An 18,364-nucleotide genomic window follows, 5' to 3' on the forward strand; every position below is an offset into this window, starting at 1 on the left:
GGTTCGCCCGCTTCTTTCCAGGAAAGGCAAGGATCATGCACACGCGCACCGCCATGCTGGCGTCGACCGCCCTGCTCGCCGCCACGACGTTTTCGGCAAACGTCAGCGCCCAGACCGCAGGCGACAGACCGCTTTTCCACGCTTCGCTGGACGCGGAATTCAAGGCAGACCGCGCCGGCGGCGAGCCGCGCCCCTTATTCGTCGACAACGTGGACATCATCGCCGACGGCGTGCGCGGGGGCGGCGCCCGCGCCGCCGACAATCAGGTGCTGGCGTGGTCTGCACCCGGCAACCTCTACGCCCAACGCGGGACCATCGCCTTCTTCTGGCGGTCGCATCAGCCGATCGGCGAGCGGGAGTTCGTCATCTTCCGCGTCGGCTATCCCGATCACACCAGTTGGGACATGGCCTTCCTTCGGCTGGATTGGAACGGCCACGGTTTCGACGCCTTCGTCACCGACGCCAACCTGGCCCGGGTGCGGGTGTCTTTCGACGCGCCCGCTCCAGCGGCGGACGCCTGGACCCATTTCGCCATCGCCTGGGACGAGACCGCTGGCCTGACCCTCTATGTCGATGGAAAGCCCGCCGCTCGGCGCGAGACGACCTCGGTCCTGGACAACGCGCTCTACGCCTTCGGTCCGCACAGCCGCATCATCAGCGGTTATCAGGTCCAGAGCGCTTATGACTATCAACGCGGCGGCGACATCGACGAGCTTACGACCTTCGCCCGGATGCTGGATCCCGGCCAGGTCGCCGCTCTCGCGCGCGGCCAGACGCCCGCCGACGCCGGGCCGCCCGTGCGCGACATGAGCCAGGCCGCCTGGCGCGACGCCTGGAACCAGCGCTACGGCTTCAACCGCCGGAACGATCCGCCGCCCTATCTGGCGGCGCCCTCGACGCGGTTCAGCGTGGTTCGTCCCAACGAGGCGCGCGACCTCAAGCAACGGTTCTGGAAGGGGAACGACGGCCTGCGCGAAACGACCTGGCCGGGCGTCTTCAACCGCTCTCGGCTGCCGGGCCGTCACGACTATTTCGCGCTGCCTGACTGGAACGTCTATGAGAACGGCGGCAAGACGTTGACCCTGAGTCTGCCTGAGCGTTCCTGGAACCGCATTGAAATCCAGGGTGCGGCCGACGGCGCCCTGACCCGGATCGACGCTTCGGGCGAAACCGTCCTGGGACATCGCCCCAAGGGACAGGAACGCACCACCCTGCAACTGCCGCACGCGGTGACAGGCGGCGCGGTTCGCTTTGACAACCGCGTGCAGGAGACCCCGATCCGGGAAATCGGCTTCCTTGACGTTCAACCGGGCGAGGCGCCGCAGGGATCCGCCAGCCTTGAGTACGTCGTCAGGACTTCAGCGGCGCCGACCTACCCGACCTTGAGCGATTTGAACGCCTATATCGCCGGCCGTTTCGTGGCCGACGAGCGGACCACGGTCGTCGCCCTGCCCGCGGGCGCGCCGCAGACCCAGCGCAGCGCCGCGACGGGGCCGTCCATGCCGCTTGTCCACGTTCTGATCCCTGCGGATTTCAGGGCGGTGGAGGCGGGCGGAACGCCGGCTCGCTTTTCTTACGGTTGGGCCAATATGCGCGACGGCCTGGATGGGCTTGAGTTGCGTCTGCCCGCCTTGCAGGCCGCCGCCACCCACGACGGCTTGATCCCCCTGAACATTCGCATCAAGGACCCGATCTGGCCCGATCGGGACATGCTGGACATCAATGTGTCGGTGAAACCCGGCGAGGCCCGGACCCTGTGGCTGGATATCCGCGACCGGCTTCTGCCCAACGACAGCAGCCTGTATCTTCAGATCGCATCGGCCAGTCCGGACTTCGACGCCGCCGCCCTCGACGGGATGGGCGTACGTCTGGTGTTCAAGCCACGCGAAGCGGCCTTGATCGAGCACGTGGCCGATCGACTGGAGCAGGTCCAGGACAACCACGCCAACCTGGTCGAGGAACAGCCCAACAACCGGCTTCTGCCCGTCTACGAACGGTTCGATCGGGACATAAGCGACCTGCTCCGCGTCGCCCCCGATCATGCGACCGCGCGCCTCTACTGGAACGAACAGAACCCCGGCCAACCCTATCCCGAGTTCCAGCACACGGAGCCCGCGGCGGGCGTGCCGCTTTGGGCGCATCGGCAGATCGAGGATCTGAAGCAGGCCGAGCATTTCGTGAACTGGTGGATCGACAACCGCCAGATCGCCAACGGCGAGTTCGGCGGTGGTCTGTCCGACGACTCCGACCTGCTGCATCAATGGCCGCCGCTCGCCCTGATGGGCGCGCAGCCGGATAAGATCAGAGCCAGCCAGGCCGCCGCCATGGAGGCCATCTACCGCTCGGGCATGATGACCGACGGGCTCAACACCATCCGCGCTGACGAGCTTCATTCCTATGAGGAAGGGGTCAACGCCGTCGCTCAATACGCCCAGCTCAATCGCGACAGCCCGCGAGCTGTCGAGAGATTGATGGAGACGGCGCGGCGCTACGACTTCCTGACCGAAGTGAACGCTGCGGGGCACAGGCACTTCGTCTCCAACTCCTTCTCTCACGACAAGGCGACCCGCGAGGGACCGTGGCAACGCCAGAAGGGCAACAACTTCCTGATATTCCATCCCGGCATCCTGCTGGTGGAATGGAACGGCGCGCCGCAGGTGCGCGACATCATCCTGCAAACGCTCGACGGCTATCTGGCGCACCAGAGTCCGGCGACGAAGGGGCCGGGCGTGACCTTGCCCGCGCAGATCGACTGGCCCAGCGACGAGAACATCGTGACGGCGGTCGGCGCGGGCGGCGCCGGACTGGCCGGCGCCACATCATCCTTCCTGGCCGCCTGGCGATGGACGGGAGACGAGAAATACATTCAACCCCTGCTGCCCGATGGCGCAACAGGCATGGCTGCGGTCGGCCCCGACATGCTGACCGGTCTGAATAAGAGGGAGGTCTGGGGCCCTGAGATGGTCGAACGAGCGAATGCGGTCGAAGGCTACAGCCGCTCGGCCGTCGGCGGACGTGTGGCCTCCCCCCTGGCCATGTCGCGTTTCGGCGCCTGGCAGATGACAGGCGACAAAGCCTATCTGGAGCCCCTCTATGCCGAGGAAATCCAGTCCGCCGCCCAGCGCATGGAGATCATGACGACCGGCGAACTATGGACCGACCGCGTTCAGGTTCCCACCGAGATGCTGCAGCGCTCACGCCTGGGCGGGGTAGCGAGCCGACGCGGCCAGACCTACCCCGGCCATGTCATCTCCTGGCGCTTCGGCGGCGACGACAGCGCAGACAGCGTGGCCGTCCTGACGCCCTACGCCACGCCGACAGGCTTCAAGGTCATCATTTTCAACGTCAGGGACCATCCGGTCCAGGCGACCCTGACCGGCGCCGGCGTCACGCCGGGACAGTGGCGAATGAGCGAAGGCCTGGATGCGGACGGCGACGACAAGGCCGACGCGCCGCAACAGCGTATCATCGACTTCGAACCCGGCGCCGATGTTCCGCTGACGCTGGCGCCCAAGCAGGCCACAGTGCTGGAATTCGACTTGGCCGAAGCCGGTCAGCCGATGGCCTCCCGTCCCGACGTGGGTCTGGACCCGGAAGATGTCGTGGTGCGCGGTCGCATGGTGCAGGTCACGGTCCACAGTCTCGGTGCGATTGATGCTCCGGCTGGGCGGGTCGTGATCGAAAACGCTGACGGCCGCGGGGTCGCTCACGCGCCTTTCCCGGCTCTGGCTGCGCCTGCCGACCTGTTGCCCAAGACCTCAGCCGTCAGTCTGCGGTTGCCCGCCGGCGTTTCGACGTCCGGCCTCAAGGTGAGGCTGACGCTGGACGGCGATCCGGTCGAGATCAGTCGTCGCAACAATGAGGTGGTGCTGCCCTAGACGGACGCCGCGAATGAGGGGCGCACGAGACGTTCAGACCGCTCAACGCCGAACGACCTGCGCCCCGTCCATGCGCCGCCACTCGGCCAGCCAGAGCCCGAGGCGCGCGCTGATCTCCACGCTGTTTCGCTCCAGCATCACCATGTGGCCATTGCCGCGCAGGCCCCAGTCCTGCAGTCGCACGAAATCGACCTGAACACCGCCCTGTCGCAGGTAGTCGACGGTGCAGTGGTCATAACCAGCGTGGTAGGAGGCCTCGGCCGTCAACACCAGCACAGGGATTTGCGCCAGATTGGCCAGACGTCGGGCAGGCTCGGTCTGCCGCCAGCAACCGGTCAGCTCGGGGTCCTCGGAGGGCGCCCACTCCCGCGCCAGAGTCTCTCCCGGCGTCAGGGGCGGATCATAGGCCAACGGCGTCGTCGTCAGGCCCCAGGGCCGAGTGACGCGGTCGGGCGATCCATCGCCCCAGGGCGCCGGCGCGCTGACGAAAGGCGGACCGCTGGGTTCGATCGCCACGATGCCGCGCACCAGATCAGGCCGCCGCTCGCCGATGCCCCAGCCGAAGGCGCCCGCTTGGGAATGAGTGACCAGCACCGCCGGTCCGATCCGTTCCAGCAGCGCCGCGCCGGCGTCCGCCACCAGCTTGGCAGACGTCGTCCCTGCCGCATACTCGACCTGAGACGCGAAGAACTGGTCGAAGACCGGATCGCCCGCACGCCCCGCTCCTGGCCATTGATGATGCCGCCGCGCCTGCGGCCAGCCGTGGGCCTCGCCAGGTTCAGGCGCGAAATCCCTAGTGGCGGTGAAGCGCCGCTCCAGCACCGCCGGCCCCTGCCGCGAGGACGGGCCATAGGCGTCGGCGTCATAGCCCGACGCGCCGCGCCCCGGCTGATCCATGAGATAGACGACAAAGCCCTGCCGCACGAACTGCGTCGCCCAACCTTCACGCCCATCGGGTGCGCCGAGAAAGTTGGCGATGGTCTGTCCCTGGCCGGGAATGAAGACCAGCGGCGTCCGATACTTCACGACCTCGGGCGTCAGACGCATGACGTGGGCCTGACCGGTCATCCGCGTCATGTCCGGCCGATAGGCGCCTCCGACGAAGAAGACGTCGACGCCGGCCGGCCCTCTCTCCAGGCCGGAACGAGCGCAGGCCGCCATCGTCAGGGCCGCAACCAAGGCGGCGACCGGCAGGCCTCTCATCCGCCTACTCAAGCGCTGAGATCAGTTCGCCCATGTGGCGAATATAGACGCCGGTCGAAATCCCCTCCTGAGGGAAGTCCGTAAAATAGGGCGAGGTGTCGGAGGCGTCGCCGACGCGGGTGATGCGGAACTCGCCCGGCGCCACGGCGTCCGTCGAATCCGCGACATACGGATTGCTGATCGAGGCCAGGGGCGAGGACCAATAGCCTTCGGCGTTCAGACCGCCGACCAGTTGCGCGACCCGTTCGGCTCCCGTCGCCTCGGCGTGCGTCCCCAGACCGCCGCTGTTCAGGTCGGATACGCGAAAGTTCCTGGTCGTATAGTATTTCGGCAGGGGCACGGTCCCCGGACACGCCAGCAGGGCCGAGCCCCGGCTGACCTCCTGAGGCGGACGCGACGCCAGTTCCTCATAGCGAGCGCGCAGGCCCTCCGTATCGATGGAGCGGAAACCGCCCGTGTGCGCCACGATGCCGTCGGCCTTTTTGGTCACATAATACCGGCCGTTGACGACGTTCGATCCGCGTCGGTGGATGAACAGGGGGTCGTTGCTGCCGATCTCGACATAGGTGGGGTGACTGCGCCCGTCGCGTCGGCGCTCGGGCGGCAGGGCGATCTTCTCCAGCCAATCGATGGCTTCGGGAATCCTCGCCAGGTATTTGCGGTCGCCGGTCAGGACATAGAAATCCATCATCTGATCGAGGTTACCCGCCGTCGCATGGGTGGCCAGGGCGCGCGGCTCATAGGTCCGGGCGGCTGCGGGCTGTAGATCATCGACCGTATACTGCATGGCCCAGCCGGGCTGGGGCGCCGGCTGCTGGGTGGCGATGAAGCAATCCATCGCCCGCCGGATCGCATCATCCAGGCGCGGGCCGCCCAACGTCTGGCGGCAGAAGGTCAGGAATTTGATATTCTCGGCCGACACATCGTCGTTGAAGGTGATGTAGCCGGTATAGTCGGGCATTCCATGCAGACCGGCGTTCGGCGCCCGCGGATAACGCTGCGGCCAGCCGCCGATCGGATACTGGCTGTCGAGGACAAAGGCGATCGCCTTGTCCAGCGGCGCCCGATAGCGGGCGTCCTTCTTCTCCCAATAGACGCGCAGCATGAAGATGGCGGCGTCTGCGGTCGTCACATCATCGAAGGTGGCGTTCGGATGATGATGCTGGAATTCCTCCAGTCGCCAGGCGTTCTTGCCGATGGTGTCATACCAGCGGTTCAGGGACTCCTCGCCGGCCGTGTCGATCATATAGTGCCAGCCGCCTGAGGGGTGCTGCCCCCGCGCAAGAGCGTCGGCGACGCGCGTCGCGGCGACGTAGTAATCCTCGTCTCCCGTCGCGTGATAGGCGTCGAGGAACAGGTGCCCCATCGTCGCTGTGCCCGGCGGCTGGACCCAGATCATGCTGGGATAGGCTTCCAGTTCGCCCCAGCGTCGCGAGAAGTCGGGCGTATAGGACCAGACATAGCCGTCGCCGACCGCCACCGTATCGGTCATGAACCGTGTCGCCCGCTTCATCGTCGCCAGGATTTCGGCGCGATCCACCGCCGGCCCTTCGCCCTGTCCAGCCTGCACGACTCGGGGGCCGAGGCCCAGGGCCAGGCTGGCTGCTCCCGCCGCCAGAACCCCCCGTCGCGACAAAGCCGTGTTCGCATCCCCCATCGTCGTCTCCCTCGCTCTTCAGGTATAGACTCGTCAGTCCTGTGAAATCGCAGGAACGGCCACCATCGACCGCGCCTGCGCCAGGTCCAGCGTCCCATCCCATTTGGCCACGGCCACCGTGGCCACCGCGTTGCCGATCAGATTGGTCACCGCCCGGGCTTCATTCAGGAACCGGTCGACGCCGAGCAGCAGGACCAGCCCCACGACCGGCACATGCCCCACCACCGACAAGGTCGCCGCCAGGGTGATGAATCCCGCGCCCGCCACGCCAGCCGACCCCTTGGACGTCAGCAGCAGCACGCCGAGGATCAGCAGTTGATCCGTCAGGCTGAGCGTCGTGTTGGTGGCCTGAGCGACGAAGATCGCGCCCATGGTCAGGTAGATCGCCGTGCCGTCGGCGTTGAAGGTGTAACCGGCGGGAAGCACCATGCCGACGACGGACTTCTCGCAGCCCAGGGCCTCCAGCTTCTGCATCATCCGCGGCAATACCGCCTCGGTCGAACAGGTCGCGAAGGTGACCAGAATCTCGTCGCGGAAATACAGCAGGAAACGGTGTAGAGGCAGGCCGACCCACCACAGGACGCCGCCCAGAACCACCACCACGAAAACGAACGTCGTCAGATAAAGGGCCAGGATCAGTCGGCCCAACGACCACAGACTGTCCAGGCCATAGGCCCCCACCGTGAAGGCGATGCCCGCCGCCGCCCCCAGCGGCGCCAGACGCATGATCATCCCGACGATGCGGAACAGCACCTCCATGGCGCGGTCGAAACCGTCCAGCAGCGGTTCAGCCCTGGCGCCCATCTGGGTCAGCGCCATGCCGACCAGAAGCGCCAGCAGGATCACCTGCAGCATATGCCCGTCGACGAAGGCGCTCAGGAAGGCGTTGGGAATGATGTTCAGCAGGAATCCCGTGACGCTCTCGGACTTGGCGACGTTGGCGTAGGTTTCGATCGAAGCCGCGTCGAGCGCCGCCACGTCGATGTTCATGCCCGCGCCCGGCTTGACCAGGTTGACGACAACCAGGCCGATCACCAGCGCCACGGTCGAGACCACCTCGAAATAGATCAGGGCGCGGGCGCCGATGCGCCCGACCTCCTTCAGGCTGCCCATGCGTGCGATGCCCAACGCCACGGTGCCGAAGATCACCGGCGCCAGCATCATGCGGATCAGCTTGATGAAGCCGTCCGCGAGCGGCTTCATGGCGGCGCCGATGTCGGGGGCCACGACGCCGAGCGCAATGCCCAACGCCATGCCCACGAGCACCTGCATATACAGGGGGCGCAACCAGCGCCAAGGTCGGATGCCCGGCCGCCCCACGCTCAGTCGACCAGGTCGCGCATGACGGCGTAGAGCGCCGCCTTGGCTTCGAAGCCGACGCCAGGCACGTCAGGCAGGCCGACATAGCCGTCCTGGACCGCCACGCCGTCGGCGAAGCCGCCGAAAGGCTGGAACACGTCGGGATAGGATTCATTGCCGCCCAGATGCAGGCCAGCCGCAATGTTCAGCGACATCTGATGTCCCCCATGCGGCACGATCCTTCGCGAAGACCAGCCTTGTTCGGCCAGCACGTCCAGCGTCCGCGTGTACTCCACCAGACCGTAGGACAAGGCGCAGTCGAACTGCAGAAAATCACGGTCCGGTCGCATTCCGCCATAACGCAGCAGGTTGCGGGCGTCCTGGTGCGAGAACAGATTCTCGCCTGTCGCCATGGGCAGATCGTAATGGTCGGCCAGTTCGGCCTGGAGAGCATAATCCAGCGGATCCCCAGCCTCTTCGTACCAGAACAGGCCGTAAGGCTTCAGCGCTTCGGCATAGGCGATGGCGGTCTCGATATCGAACCGTCCGTTGGCGTCAACCGCCAGCCGATCGCCCGACTCCACGACCTCCAGCACCGACTCGATCCGGCGCCGATCTTCATCCAGAGACGCGCCGCCGATCTTCATCTTCACGACGCGATAGCCACGATCGACGTAGCCTTGCATCTCGGCCTTCAGTTGGGCGTGGTCCTTGCCCGGATAGTAGTAGCCCCCGGCCGCATAGACCCAGACCTTCTCGTCCGCCACGCCCCCGCGATAGCGGTCCGCCAGCAGCCGATAGAGCGGCACGCCGGCGATCTTGGCCACGGCATCCCACACCGCCATGTCCAGCGTGCCGACAGCCACCGAACGCTCGCCATGCCCCCCCGGCTTTTCGTTCGTCATCAGCGTCTTCCAGATGGCGAAGGGATCCAGATTGTCGTGTTCGCGGTCGATCAGGGCGTCAGGATCGGCTTCAAGCACACGCGGTATGAACCGCTCGCGCATCAGCGCGCCCTGGCCATATCGTCCGTTGGAATTGAAGCCGAAACCGACCACCGGCTTGCCGTCGCGGATCACGTCGGTGACCACGGCGACAACGGAGCAGGTCATCTTGGAGAAATCGATATAGGCGTTGGCGATGGGCGAGGCGATCGAGGCGGTCTTCTCGCGGATGTCGATGATGCGCATGAATCTTCCGGCAAAGAACGTCGGAGCCGACCCATCGCTCGCCCCCTTTGATCATGCCTTCCCAGCATGAAGCCGAAAGGCGCGGGTGAAGAAAACGCGAAGACCCCGCAGGGCCTTCGCGTTCGGGCGAGTCGGCAGGTGCCCGACAAAGAGCCGCATTAAGGAGATCTGGCGGCAAGGTGCGACGACGTTTGCTAGATGACGCCCTCGCTCCCTCCCCCTCACCTAAGTCTCTGACCGCCCACGCCGCCAATGCTGTTTCATCGCCAACCTATACCGATATTGCATAGTAGCTGCGACCAACCTCCTATAGGAGGATCACATCGCGAACCGAGGAGGAAGGCCCATGGACATCGTCTGGCTGGAAGATTTCCTCGCCCTGGCCGAGTTGGGCAACTTCTCTCGCGCCGCCGAGGCTCGACACATCACCCAGCCTGCATTCAGCCGACGGATTCGCAGCCTGGAGGATCGGCTGGGCGCGCCGTTGTTCGAGCGCGGCGGCGGCGGAACGACGCTCACGCCGGCGGGACGAGTGCTGCATCCCACGGCCGAGGATATCGTTCGCCGGATGCGTCAGACCGCGCGCGACATTCGGCGACTGTCCAGAGACGAAGGCTCGACGCTTCTGTTCGCCGCCACCCACGCCTTGTCCTTCACCTTCCTGCCGAACTGGATGAGAGAGCTGGAGCGCGACTCTCCCCTGGGCCCTCTGAGCCTGGCGTCCGACAGCCTGCGCGGCTGCGAAGCCTTGATGATGCAAGGCGACGCTCAGTTCCTGCTCTGCCATCAGCATCATAACGACCGCGGTCGGTTCGCCGCGCCGCGCTTTCTCACCAAGATCGTAGGCGCGGATCGCCTCGAACCCTATTGCGCGCCCGACGACGATGGCGCGCCGCTGTGGCGACTTGAGGAGGACATGGAGCCGACGCCCTATCTGGCCTACAGTTCGGAATCGGGCCTGCGGCGCATCCTAGACACAACCGTGATGCGCCATCGTCGGGTGACCCCGCTCAAGACTGTGGTGACGTCGCATCTGGCGGCGACGCTGAGTTCGCTCGCCCGGGAGCAGCGCGGCATCGCCTGGCTTCCCCGCACCCTGGTGAACGAGGACATCGCTGCCGGACGGCTGGTGAGTTGCGGTGACGAAAGCTGGAGCGTGCCGCTGGATGTCGTCGTCATCCGTCCCGCCTCGCCGATGGATCGTTCCGCAGAAGCGTTATGGTCCAAGATCGGGCCGACCGCCTGAGAGGCGCCTTCACGCCGAAAGAAACGTCAGACGATCACCCCTCCGGACACCGTCAGCACCTGACCTGTGACGAAGCCGGCCTCCTCGCTGGCGAAATAGGCCACGGCATGGGCGATGTCTCCAGGCGTGCCGGGGCGCTTCACCGGAATGCGGCTCACCGTGTCCGCCAGATGGTCTTCCAGGGAAAGCTTGCGCCTGGCTGCGGTGGCGTGGGTCATCGCGGTCACGACCAGACCGGGGGCCACCGCATTGGCCGTGATCCCCAGCGGCCCCAACTCCACGGCCAGAGACCGCACGAAGCCCTCTACGCCCGCCTTGGCGGCGCAATAGTTCGCGCGTTCCGGATGGCCGGACGCCGAGATGCTGGAGATGTTGATGATCCGTCCCCAGCGCTGCGCCTTCATATAGGGCACGACCGCGCGCGACATCAGGAAGGAGCCGCGCAGATGCACGCCCTGAACGAGATCCCATTCTTCCAGGCTCATTTGGTCGAAGGGCTTGTCGCGCGCGAACCCCGCGTTGTTGACCAGGATCGTAGGGGCGCCGAATTGCTCGACCACGCGATCAACGGCGTTCGCCACCGCTTGCGGATCGCTCACGTCGGCCTGGGCGGCCATCGTCTGACCGAACGCGCTCAGCCGGGCGGCGGCGCCCGCGCACCGGTCGCCGTCGACATCGATAAGCGCAACCGCGCACCCGTCCCTGGCGAGCCGCTCGGCGATGCCTTCGCCGATGCCGCCTGCGGCGCCCGTCACGATCGCCACACGGTTGGTCTTCACCTTTCGGCCTCCTCGATAGTTCGCAGCCAGCTCTGAATGGATGAACCGACTTGTCTCTTCGCAACTCTGGAGCTGGTCAAGTTTATCCTGATAGGGTGATGATACCGGTTTCCTAAGGGGGAAGCGACGATGATCACACGAAGAGCGGCCTGCCTCTCAACCCTGGCGCTTGCCGGGTTTCCAACGTCTGGCCTGGCTATGGCGCCCGATCGGGGCGACCCGCGCGTGAGTACGACCGCCGGCCCCGTCACGGGCCTGCGCCACAGCGGCGTAAACGTCTTCAAGGGCATCCGCTATGGCGCCCCGACGCGCCGGTTCCAGGCCCCTCAGCCGCCGACGCCGTGGCGCGATCCGGCGCCGGCTCGCGATTTCGGCGCCGCCAGCCCTCAGCGAGGGCGAGAGCCGAACCAGAGCGAGGACTGCCTGTTCCTGAACGTGTGGACGCCCGGCGTCGACGCCGGACGACGCCCCGTGATGGTCTATATCCACGGCGGCGGCTATTCGAGCGGCTCGGGATCGGCGGCGCTCTACGACGGAACGCGCCTGGCCACGCGCGGCGACGTCGTGGTGGTCACGTTGAACCATCGGCTGAATGCCCTGGGCTACGCCTATCTGGCGCGTCTGGCCGACGGGTTCGAGGATTCAGGCAACGTCGGCCAGTTGGATCTGATCCTGGCGCTGCGTTGGGTTCGTGACAACATCGCGGCTTTCGGCGGCGACCCCGACCGCGTCATGCTGTTCGGACAGTCGGGCGGCGGCGCCAAGATCGCCACCCTGATGGCCATGCCGGCGGCCCGAGGCCTGTTCCACCGCGCCGCCACCATGAGCGGCCAGCAGGTCACCGCATCCGGCCCTCTCAACGCCACCGCACGCGCCGAGGCCTGGCTGAAGGCGCTGGGCCTGGCGCCCGACCGGGCGCGAGAGGCCGCGACCCTGCCGGTCGAGCGACTGCTCGAGGCGCAAACGCAGACGGATCCCGTCCTGGGCTTCGGCGGCGTCTACTTCGGCCCCGTGCTGGATTTCCGCCACCTGCCGCGCCATCCCTTCTATCCGGACGCGGCCCCCCAGGGCCTGACCATTCCGATGATCATCGGCAACACCCGCGAAGAGACTCTGGGCTTCATGGGCGACGATCCAGCCAACGTCGGCCTGACCTGGGACACTCTGGTCGATCGCATCACGCCCGCCGTCATGCGGATCGACATCACGCCCGAGGCCGTGATCGCCGGCTATCGCCGGATGCATCCCGACTGGTCGCCCGATCAGGTCCTGATCGCCGCGACCACGGCCGGCCGGTCCTGGCGCGGAGCTGTGATCGAGGCCGAGGAGCGGGCGAAGGCCGGCGCCCCCGCCTGGGTCTATCAACTGGATTTCGCCGGCGCGATGGCTTCGGGGCGCAAGGGCGCTTTCCATACCGCCGACATTCCGCTGGTGTTCGACAATGTGGCCGTGGGCGCCTCAGAACCCGGCGCTCAGACGGTGGCGGATACGATGAGCGACGCCTTCATCGCCCTGGCGCGGGATGGAGATCCGAACCACGCCGGCCTGGCGCGGTGGGAGCGCTACGACCTGCCGAGGCGGCAGACCATGCTGTTCGATGTCGTGTCGCGCCAGGCCGACGATCCGCGCGGAGACGAGCGCGAATTCTTCTCGGCCATCCCCTACATCCAGCCGGGGACCTAGCGCGCGAAGCGCTCGATCCTCAGCGCGTCCAGCCACGCCGGCGCCGGCCGCCCCAGGGCGAGCCCTTCCATCGTCTCCGCCGTGAAGGCGGCCAGCGTCAGGCCCAGGTGCTGATGGCCGAAGGCGTAATGGATCGCCGGGTGCGCCTGCAGCCTGCCGATCGCCGGAAGATAGTCCGCAAGGGTCGGGCGCGGCCCGCACCAGCGATCCGGCGTCTCCGCGAAGACGACGCCCAGCGCCTGCAACTGGGCCTCGATCCGTCGCCATTTGCGCGGGTCGGGCGGCGCGGAGGGCGCGCCGAACTCGACGTGGCTGGACGCGCGCAGGCCGCCGCTGAAACGCGCCACCACCAGGGCCCGGTCCTCGAACACCGTCAGCGGCAGGTCCTCCGGCCATTCATGCCGGGCGGACTGGACCGAATAGCCGCGCTCTCCGATCAGCGGAACCGTCAGGCCCAGCGGCGTCAGAAGCTCGGCCGACCAGGCGCCCGCCGCCACGATTACCCGCTCGGCGTCGACGACCGCGCCGTCCTCCAGAATGATGTCGACGCCGTCAGCCACGGGCCGCAGCCGGCGCACGTCGGCCTGAATTACAGTCCCGCCCTGTCTTGTGAACGCAGCCGACAGGGCGTCGCGCACGCGCTGGGGCTCGCTGACCTGCCCCGTGCCGGTAAAGCGGACGCCGCCTGCGGGACGCGCGTTCAGCACCGCGTCGTAGGCGGCCAGTTCTTCGCCCTCCATGGGCCGAAAGGCGGCGTTCCCCGTGCGCGCCCCGCGCCAGGCCTCCAGACCTTTCCGCGCCGCCTCGGGCGTGGACCACACGACGGCGTGGCCCGTGGGGCGGATCAGGTCGCCGGGCGCCTCGGCCAACGCCGCCAGTCGCGCCCATGCGCCCAGAGGATCGTCCAGCAGCCGCGCCAGCACCTCGGCCCCATGCGCGGCCGCAACCGGGCGCGAGGCCGCCAGAAAGCGCAACGCCCACGGCCCCCACAGGGCGACGTCCCGTGCGCGGAAGTCCAGCGGCCCGCCAAAGGCGAACAACCGCCCGAAGGCGCTTTTCAGCGTCGCAGGCGAGGGCATGGGCTCGCACTGCTCGGCCGCGATATGGCCGATGTTGCCGAAGGAGGCGCCGCGCCGGGCGTCGCCCCGGTCGATCAGCGTCGTCTCAAGACCCGCCGCCTGAAGCCTGAGGGCCGTCGCCGTCCCGATCAGGCCGCCGCCGACGATCGCCCAGCGCCGGGGCGTCCTCATGCAGAGGCGCCCTCGCCGAAGGGATCGTCCAGGCTGTGCGAAGGCTCGGTGAACCAGACCGGTCCGCTATCGGTCATGTAGAAATGGTCTTCCAGACGCACGCCGAACCGGCCCGGAATGACCAGCATCGGCTCGTTGGAGAAACACATGCCGGGGGCCAGCGGCGTGACGTCCCCGCGCACCAGATTGGGCGCCTCATGGATGTCCAGTCCGATGCCGTGTCCGGTGCGGTGCGGCAGGCCCGGGAGCCGGTAGTCCGGGCCATAGCCGAGGCCGGTCAGATAGTCGCGCGCGGCGTCATCGACGCTGTGGCACGGCGCGCCGAGGCGAGCCGCTGCGAAGGCGCGGGCCTGGGCTTCCTTCTCGTGCGTCCAGACGCGGCGGAAGTCCTCGGTCGGTTCCCCGAAGACATAGGTGCGGGTGATGTCCGAGTGATAGCCGTCGATCAGAGTACCGGTGTCGATCAGCACCACGTCGTCTGTGTGCAGGGCGCGGTCGCCCTCGCCTCCGTGGGGCAGGCAGGTGTCGTCGCCGAAGGAGACCAGGCAGAACCAGGAGCCCCCTTCCCCGCCCAGGGCGCGGTGCTCGGCGTCGATGAAGGCCATGACCTCGGACGTGCGCACGCCGACCTTCAACCAGCGGCGGGTGCGGCGCTGGACCTCCAGGGTGATGGCCTTGGCGCGGGTCAAAAGCGCGATCTCGGCGGGTGACTTGAGGCTGCGCTGGGCCAGGATCAGCGGGCCGCCGTCCGTAACACGATCCGCCCCCAACGCCCGGCTCAGGCCCAGCCAGATGAAGGCCGCCGCCTGGTCGTCGACCGCCAGGACGCCGCCATCGGCCAGACGCCCCGCCGCCAGGACATAGGGGCTCTCCTCCTCTTCCCAGGTCAGGATGTCGCCGGTGATCGCGTTCGGCGCCGCCGTCAGACCCGCCACCTTGTCCAGCTCGAAGCGAGGGCAGATGTATTCCACCCGCCCGTCGGCGTGGATCAGGGCTCCCGTCAGCCGCTCTGACGGATGCCAGTCCAGCCCCGTATAGTAGCGCAGGGACGTCGTCGGCCCGACCAGCAGGGCGGACAGACCTTCGGCCTTCAGACGCGCCGCCAGGGCCTGGATGCGCGCGCTGCGTTCATCTGCGGTGATGGGGGCGGCGGCGGGAGGAAGGAACGTCATGGGATTCATCGTATAATATATATGATACGGCGACTTCTTTCATGGCCGAGGCCAGACGGCAAGGCTGCGCCTTGAAACGCCGGGTCCTCCCCCGCGCCAGCGCCGCGGAGACCGTCGTAAAGTCGCCTTATCCCGTGAACCTTATAACAGATTGCCTTGGATCGGACCGCCTCCTACCTAGACGGCCATGCCTCGGTCGGTGATGACATTGGCGAACCTGTTTGCGACGTTGACGCTGATCATCGCCGCCCTGGTGATCGCGCCTGCAGCCGACGCGGCCGCCTGCGCCCCAGACTCCCTCGTCGCGTATCAGATCCTGACCGAAGACCACGCCCAGGACGGCGCCGAGCACGTCCCTGGCGGCGTGGGCGGAGACATACACGGCCACTGCCACCATCCCGGCGAACCCCAGGCTTGCGGCGATATGCAGATCGCCAAGCCCGCAACCGTCGCCAGCCGCTATCTCCTGCGTGACGACGGCGCCGTGTCCTTTGTCGCCGACGGACTGATGCGGCCCCCCAGAGGCTGATCGGAAGCCTGCGCCTTCGCGCGCCCTTCTTCTGATCATCTCTGGAAATGAATCATGTCCCCGACACATCGTCGTCGGCCGCGTCTGGCGGCCGGCTGCGCGCTCGCCGTGGCCGCCGTTTTCGGCTCCGCCTCGGCGTGGGCTGATCCCGCGCCCGCCTATGGCGAACTGCTCGCCCGACTGGGCCAGACCCCCGTCGCCGTCGAAGCTGAGGCTCTGAGCGACGCCGCCGAAGCGCGCGTCCGTCAGGCCCGCGTCCGCCCCAATCCCAACCTGTCCGTCGACCTTGAGAACGTCGCCGGCTCCGGCCCCTATTCCGGTTTCGACAACGGCGACCTCAGCCTGTCGTTCAGCCAGGATCTGGAGCTTTGGGGCCGCCGTCCCGCACGGGTGAACGCCGCCCGCGCCGAGGCGGGCGCCGCCGCCCTGCGCCGCGACATGGCCGTGATCGACGCCGCCGGGCGACTGGCGCTGATCTACGCCGAGGCCGAAGCGGCCCAGCGTCGGGCGACACTCGCCGAGGAAGCCTTGACCCTGGCCGTGGCCGACGCCCGTGCGGCATTGGCTCTGGTCGAGGAAGGGCGCGAACCCCTGCTGCGCGGCATTCAGGCCGAGAGCGAGGCCGCCGCCGCACGTGCGAGCCTCGATGAAGCCAAGGCCGAACGCGACGCCGCCTTCGCCCGTCTCAGCGCCGTGGCCATGCTGGCGACGCCCGCCACCTCGATCGAGGCGGGACTGCTGGACGTGGGGACGACGCCCTCCGCCCGCTCCGACCGCGACGCGCCGACGGTGCGGGTGGCCGAAGCCGAGGCGACGGCGGCCGAGCGCCGCATCGACGTCGAGCGCATCAACAGCCGCCCCGACGTCACCGCCAGCGTCGGCGTGACCCGTTTCGGCGCCGAAGACCAGACGGCCCTGACCTTCGGCGTCAGCCTGCCCCTGCCATTGTTCGACCGGAACCGGGGCAACATCGACGCCGCCCGCGCCGAGCACCGAGCCGCCGAAGCGCGCGTCATGCAGGCGCGTCAGGACGCCGGGGCCGAGCGATCCGCCGCCGTCGCGCGTCTGGCGTCGTCGGCCAGCCGTGTGTCGGCCGCCGATGCGGGCGTGAGCTCGGCCGAGGAAGCCTATCGCCTGTCGCGCATCGGCGCCGAGGCGGGACGCATCTCGCAACTGGAGCTGCGCACCGGACGCGCCGCCCTGATCAACGCCCGATCCGCCGCCGTCGACGCCCGCATGGCGCGCGTCCGCGCCGAGATCGATCTGGCGTGCCTGGAAGGCCGCGCCCCCTTTGAAGGAAGCCGCTGATGTCCATCCTGTCATCGAACAAGAAAGTCCTGATCGCGGGCGCCGCCGCCGTCGTCCTGCTGGGCGGCGGGGCGCTGGCCCTGACTCTCACGCGGTCTGATCCGCCCGCTGCCACCGAGAAGACCGAGACGAAAAGCGAAGCCGCAGAGACGCCCGAAGGCGTAATCGAGCTGACCGCCGAACAGCTTCAGGCGGCGGGCATCTCCGTCGTCTCCGTCTCGCGCGGCGGGGGCGGCGAAACCCGTCTGTCCGGTCGGGTCGAGGCCATGGTGGACGCGCGCGCCGCTGTCGGCGCCGTGGTCGGCGGCACGGTCGAGCGGGTGCTGGTCGCGCCGGGTCAGACGGTCCGCGCGGGCCAGCCTCTGGTCAGTCTGATCAGCGGCGACGGCGCTGCATTGCGCGCCGAGATCGACGCGGCCTCGGCCGCCGCGACCGCCGCGCGTCAAGCGCACCAGCGCAACCGCAACCTGGCCGACCAAGGCGTCGTCGCGCGTCAGGAAGTCGAAGCCTCGCAGGCTCAGGCCGCCAGCGCCGAGGCTATGGCCCGCGCCGCGCGGGCGCGGGCGACGGCGGCGGGCTCGCCCAACGCCTCCGGCCGGATGAGCGTGGTCAGCCCCATCTCGGGCGTCGTCACCAATGTTCAGGTCGGACCGGGCGGCTTCGTCGCGCAAGGCGCGGTGGTGGCCGAAGTGACCAATCCGGCGCGGGTCGAGCTGGTCTTCAACGCCCCGCCGCAGTTGGCGGCCCAGGTGCGCCTCGGCTCGCATGTGCGCGTCACCGGTCCGCAGGGCGAGTTCAACGCCCTGGTCACGGGCGTCGCCGCCGACGCCGGATTGCAGGACAGCGGCGCGACCGTGATCCGCGCTCGGCCCGAGGGCGGCAGCCTGCCGCCCGCCGGATCACCCGTCACCGGCGCGGTCGTCACCGAAGGTCAGACCGGCGGCGCCCTGACTGTGCCGTCCGAGGCGGTGCAGACGGTCGACGGCGCCACGGTGGTCTTCGTTCAGGCGGACGGCGGCTTCCGCGCCCAGCCCGTGCTGGCGGGGCGTCAGGCCGGAGGCTCCACCGAGATCCTGCGCGGCCTGATCGGGAGCGAGAAAGTCGCCTCGACCAACGCCTTCCTGCTCAAGGCCGAACTGGCCAAGGGCGAAGCCGAGCACGGCCACTAAG

The 18,364-nt window shown here is 67.9% G+C and carries 13 protein-coding genes; 6 read left to right on the forward strand and 7 right to left on the reverse strand.

Translation table 11 applies throughout. The features are described from left to right. Positions 1-35 precede the first annotated feature (35 nt). Positions 36-3,878 carry a LamG-like jellyroll fold domain-containing protein gene (locus ACWGL1_RS06250; RefSeq protein ID WP_452111504.1) on the forward strand — a complete coding sequence of 1,281 codons (3,843 nt, stop codon included), beginning with the start codon at positions 36-38 and terminating at the stop codon, positions 3,876-3,878. Positions 3,879-3,920: 42 nt separating this feature from the next. Here the strand turns inward: ACWGL1_RS06250 and ACWGL1_RS06255 are convergent, their stop codons facing one another. The 4 genes from ACWGL1_RS06255 to ACWGL1_RS06270 form a co-directional block, all read right to left on the reverse strand. Further along, entirely contained in the window at positions 3,921-5,081 is a 1,161-nt protein-coding gene (locus tag ACWGL1_RS06255; protein WP_452111505.1) for an alpha/beta hydrolase, read from the reverse strand. A 4-nt stretch (positions 5,082-5,085) separates the two neighbouring features. Further along, the gene (locus ACWGL1_RS06260; protein WP_452111506.1) at positions 5,086-6,738 is read right to left on the reverse strand and encodes a pectate lyase; all 1,653 of its coding nucleotides are present in this window, start codon (positions 6,736-6,738) and stop codon (positions 5,086-5,088) included. Between the two features lie 33 nt (positions 6,739-6,771). Beyond that, complete coding sequence (dctA, locus tag ACWGL1_RS06265) at positions 6,772-7,992, reverse strand: C4-dicarboxylate transporter DctA (protein WP_452111507.1); 1,221 nt, start codon at positions 7,990-7,992, stop codon at positions 6,772-6,774. Between the two features lie 68 nt (positions 7,993-8,060). Then, on the reverse strand, positions 8,061-9,227 hold the full coding sequence (locus ACWGL1_RS06270; protein ID WP_291776452.1) for a mandelate racemase/muconate lactonizing enzyme family protein: 1,167 nt from the start codon (positions 9,225-9,227) through the stop codon (positions 8,061-8,063). Positions 9,228-9,573: 346 nt separating this feature from the next. Here ACWGL1_RS06270 and ACWGL1_RS06275 point away from each other — a divergent pair, with 346 nt between their 5' ends. Further along, a complete protein-coding gene (locus ACWGL1_RS06275) occupies positions 9,574-10,473 on the forward strand; it encodes a LysR family transcriptional regulator (protein ID WP_291776454.1) in 900 nt (299 codons plus the stop codon). 26 nt (positions 10,474-10,499) lie between these two features. Here ACWGL1_RS06275 and ACWGL1_RS06280 read toward each other — a convergent pair whose 3' ends face one another. Further along, the gene (locus ACWGL1_RS06280) at positions 10,500-11,252 is read right to left on the reverse strand and encodes an SDR family oxidoreductase (RefSeq protein WP_452111508.1); all 753 of its coding nucleotides are present in this window, start codon (positions 11,250-11,252) and stop codon (positions 10,500-10,502) included. A gap of 129 nt (positions 11,253-11,381) precedes the next feature. On the opposite strand from ACWGL1_RS06280, the gene ACWGL1_RS06285 reads away from it, so the two are divergent. Beyond that, on the forward strand, positions 11,382-12,935 hold the full coding sequence (locus tag ACWGL1_RS06285) for a carboxylesterase/lipase family protein (protein ID WP_452111509.1): 1,554 nt from the start codon (positions 11,382-11,384) through the stop codon (positions 12,933-12,935). On the opposite strand, the gene ACWGL1_RS06290 is transcribed toward ACWGL1_RS06285, so the two are convergent. Together ACWGL1_RS06290 and ACWGL1_RS06295 are read right to left on the reverse strand one after the other, a co-directional pair. Then, the gene (locus ACWGL1_RS06290) at positions 12,932-14,185 is read right to left on the reverse strand and encodes an NAD(P)/FAD-dependent oxidoreductase (protein ID WP_452111510.1); all 1,254 of its coding nucleotides are present in this window, start codon (positions 14,183-14,185) and stop codon (positions 12,932-12,934) included. The genes ACWGL1_RS06285 and ACWGL1_RS06290 overlap by 4 nt on opposite strands. Beyond that, positions 14,182-15,357, reverse strand: a complete 1,176-nt coding sequence (locus ACWGL1_RS06295) for a M24 family metallopeptidase (RefSeq protein WP_452111511.1) — start codon at positions 15,355-15,357, stop codon at positions 14,182-14,184. Before ACWGL1_RS06295 ends, ACWGL1_RS06290 begins: the two co-directional genes overlap by 4 nt. 208 nt (positions 15,358-15,565) lie before the next feature. On the opposite strand from ACWGL1_RS06295, the gene ACWGL1_RS06300 reads away from it, so the two are divergent. Genes ACWGL1_RS06300 through ACWGL1_RS06310 form a run of 3 tightly spaced genes read left to right on the forward strand, consistent with a single transcriptional unit; the run spans position 15,566 to position 18,363 of the window. Next, positions 15,566-15,886 (forward strand): hypothetical protein, encoded by a 321-nt coding sequence (locus tag ACWGL1_RS06300; protein ID WP_452111512.1) that lies wholly within the window; start codon positions 15,566-15,568, stop codon positions 15,884-15,886. A 54-nt stretch (positions 15,887-15,940) separates the two neighbouring features. Beyond that, entirely contained in the window at positions 15,941-17,194 is a 1,254-nt protein-coding gene (locus ACWGL1_RS06305; protein WP_452111513.1) for a TolC family protein, read from the forward strand. After that, the gene (locus ACWGL1_RS06310) at positions 17,194-18,363 is read left to right on the forward strand and encodes an efflux RND transporter periplasmic adaptor subunit (RefSeq protein ID WP_452111514.1); all 1,170 of its coding nucleotides are present in this window, start codon (positions 17,194-17,196) and stop codon (positions 18,361-18,363) included. The genes ACWGL1_RS06305 and ACWGL1_RS06310 overlap by 1 nt, the downstream gene beginning before the upstream one ends. Position 18,364: the final 1 nt, after the last annotated feature.

This window comes from Brevundimonas sp. NPDC055812 (assembly GCF_053616535.1).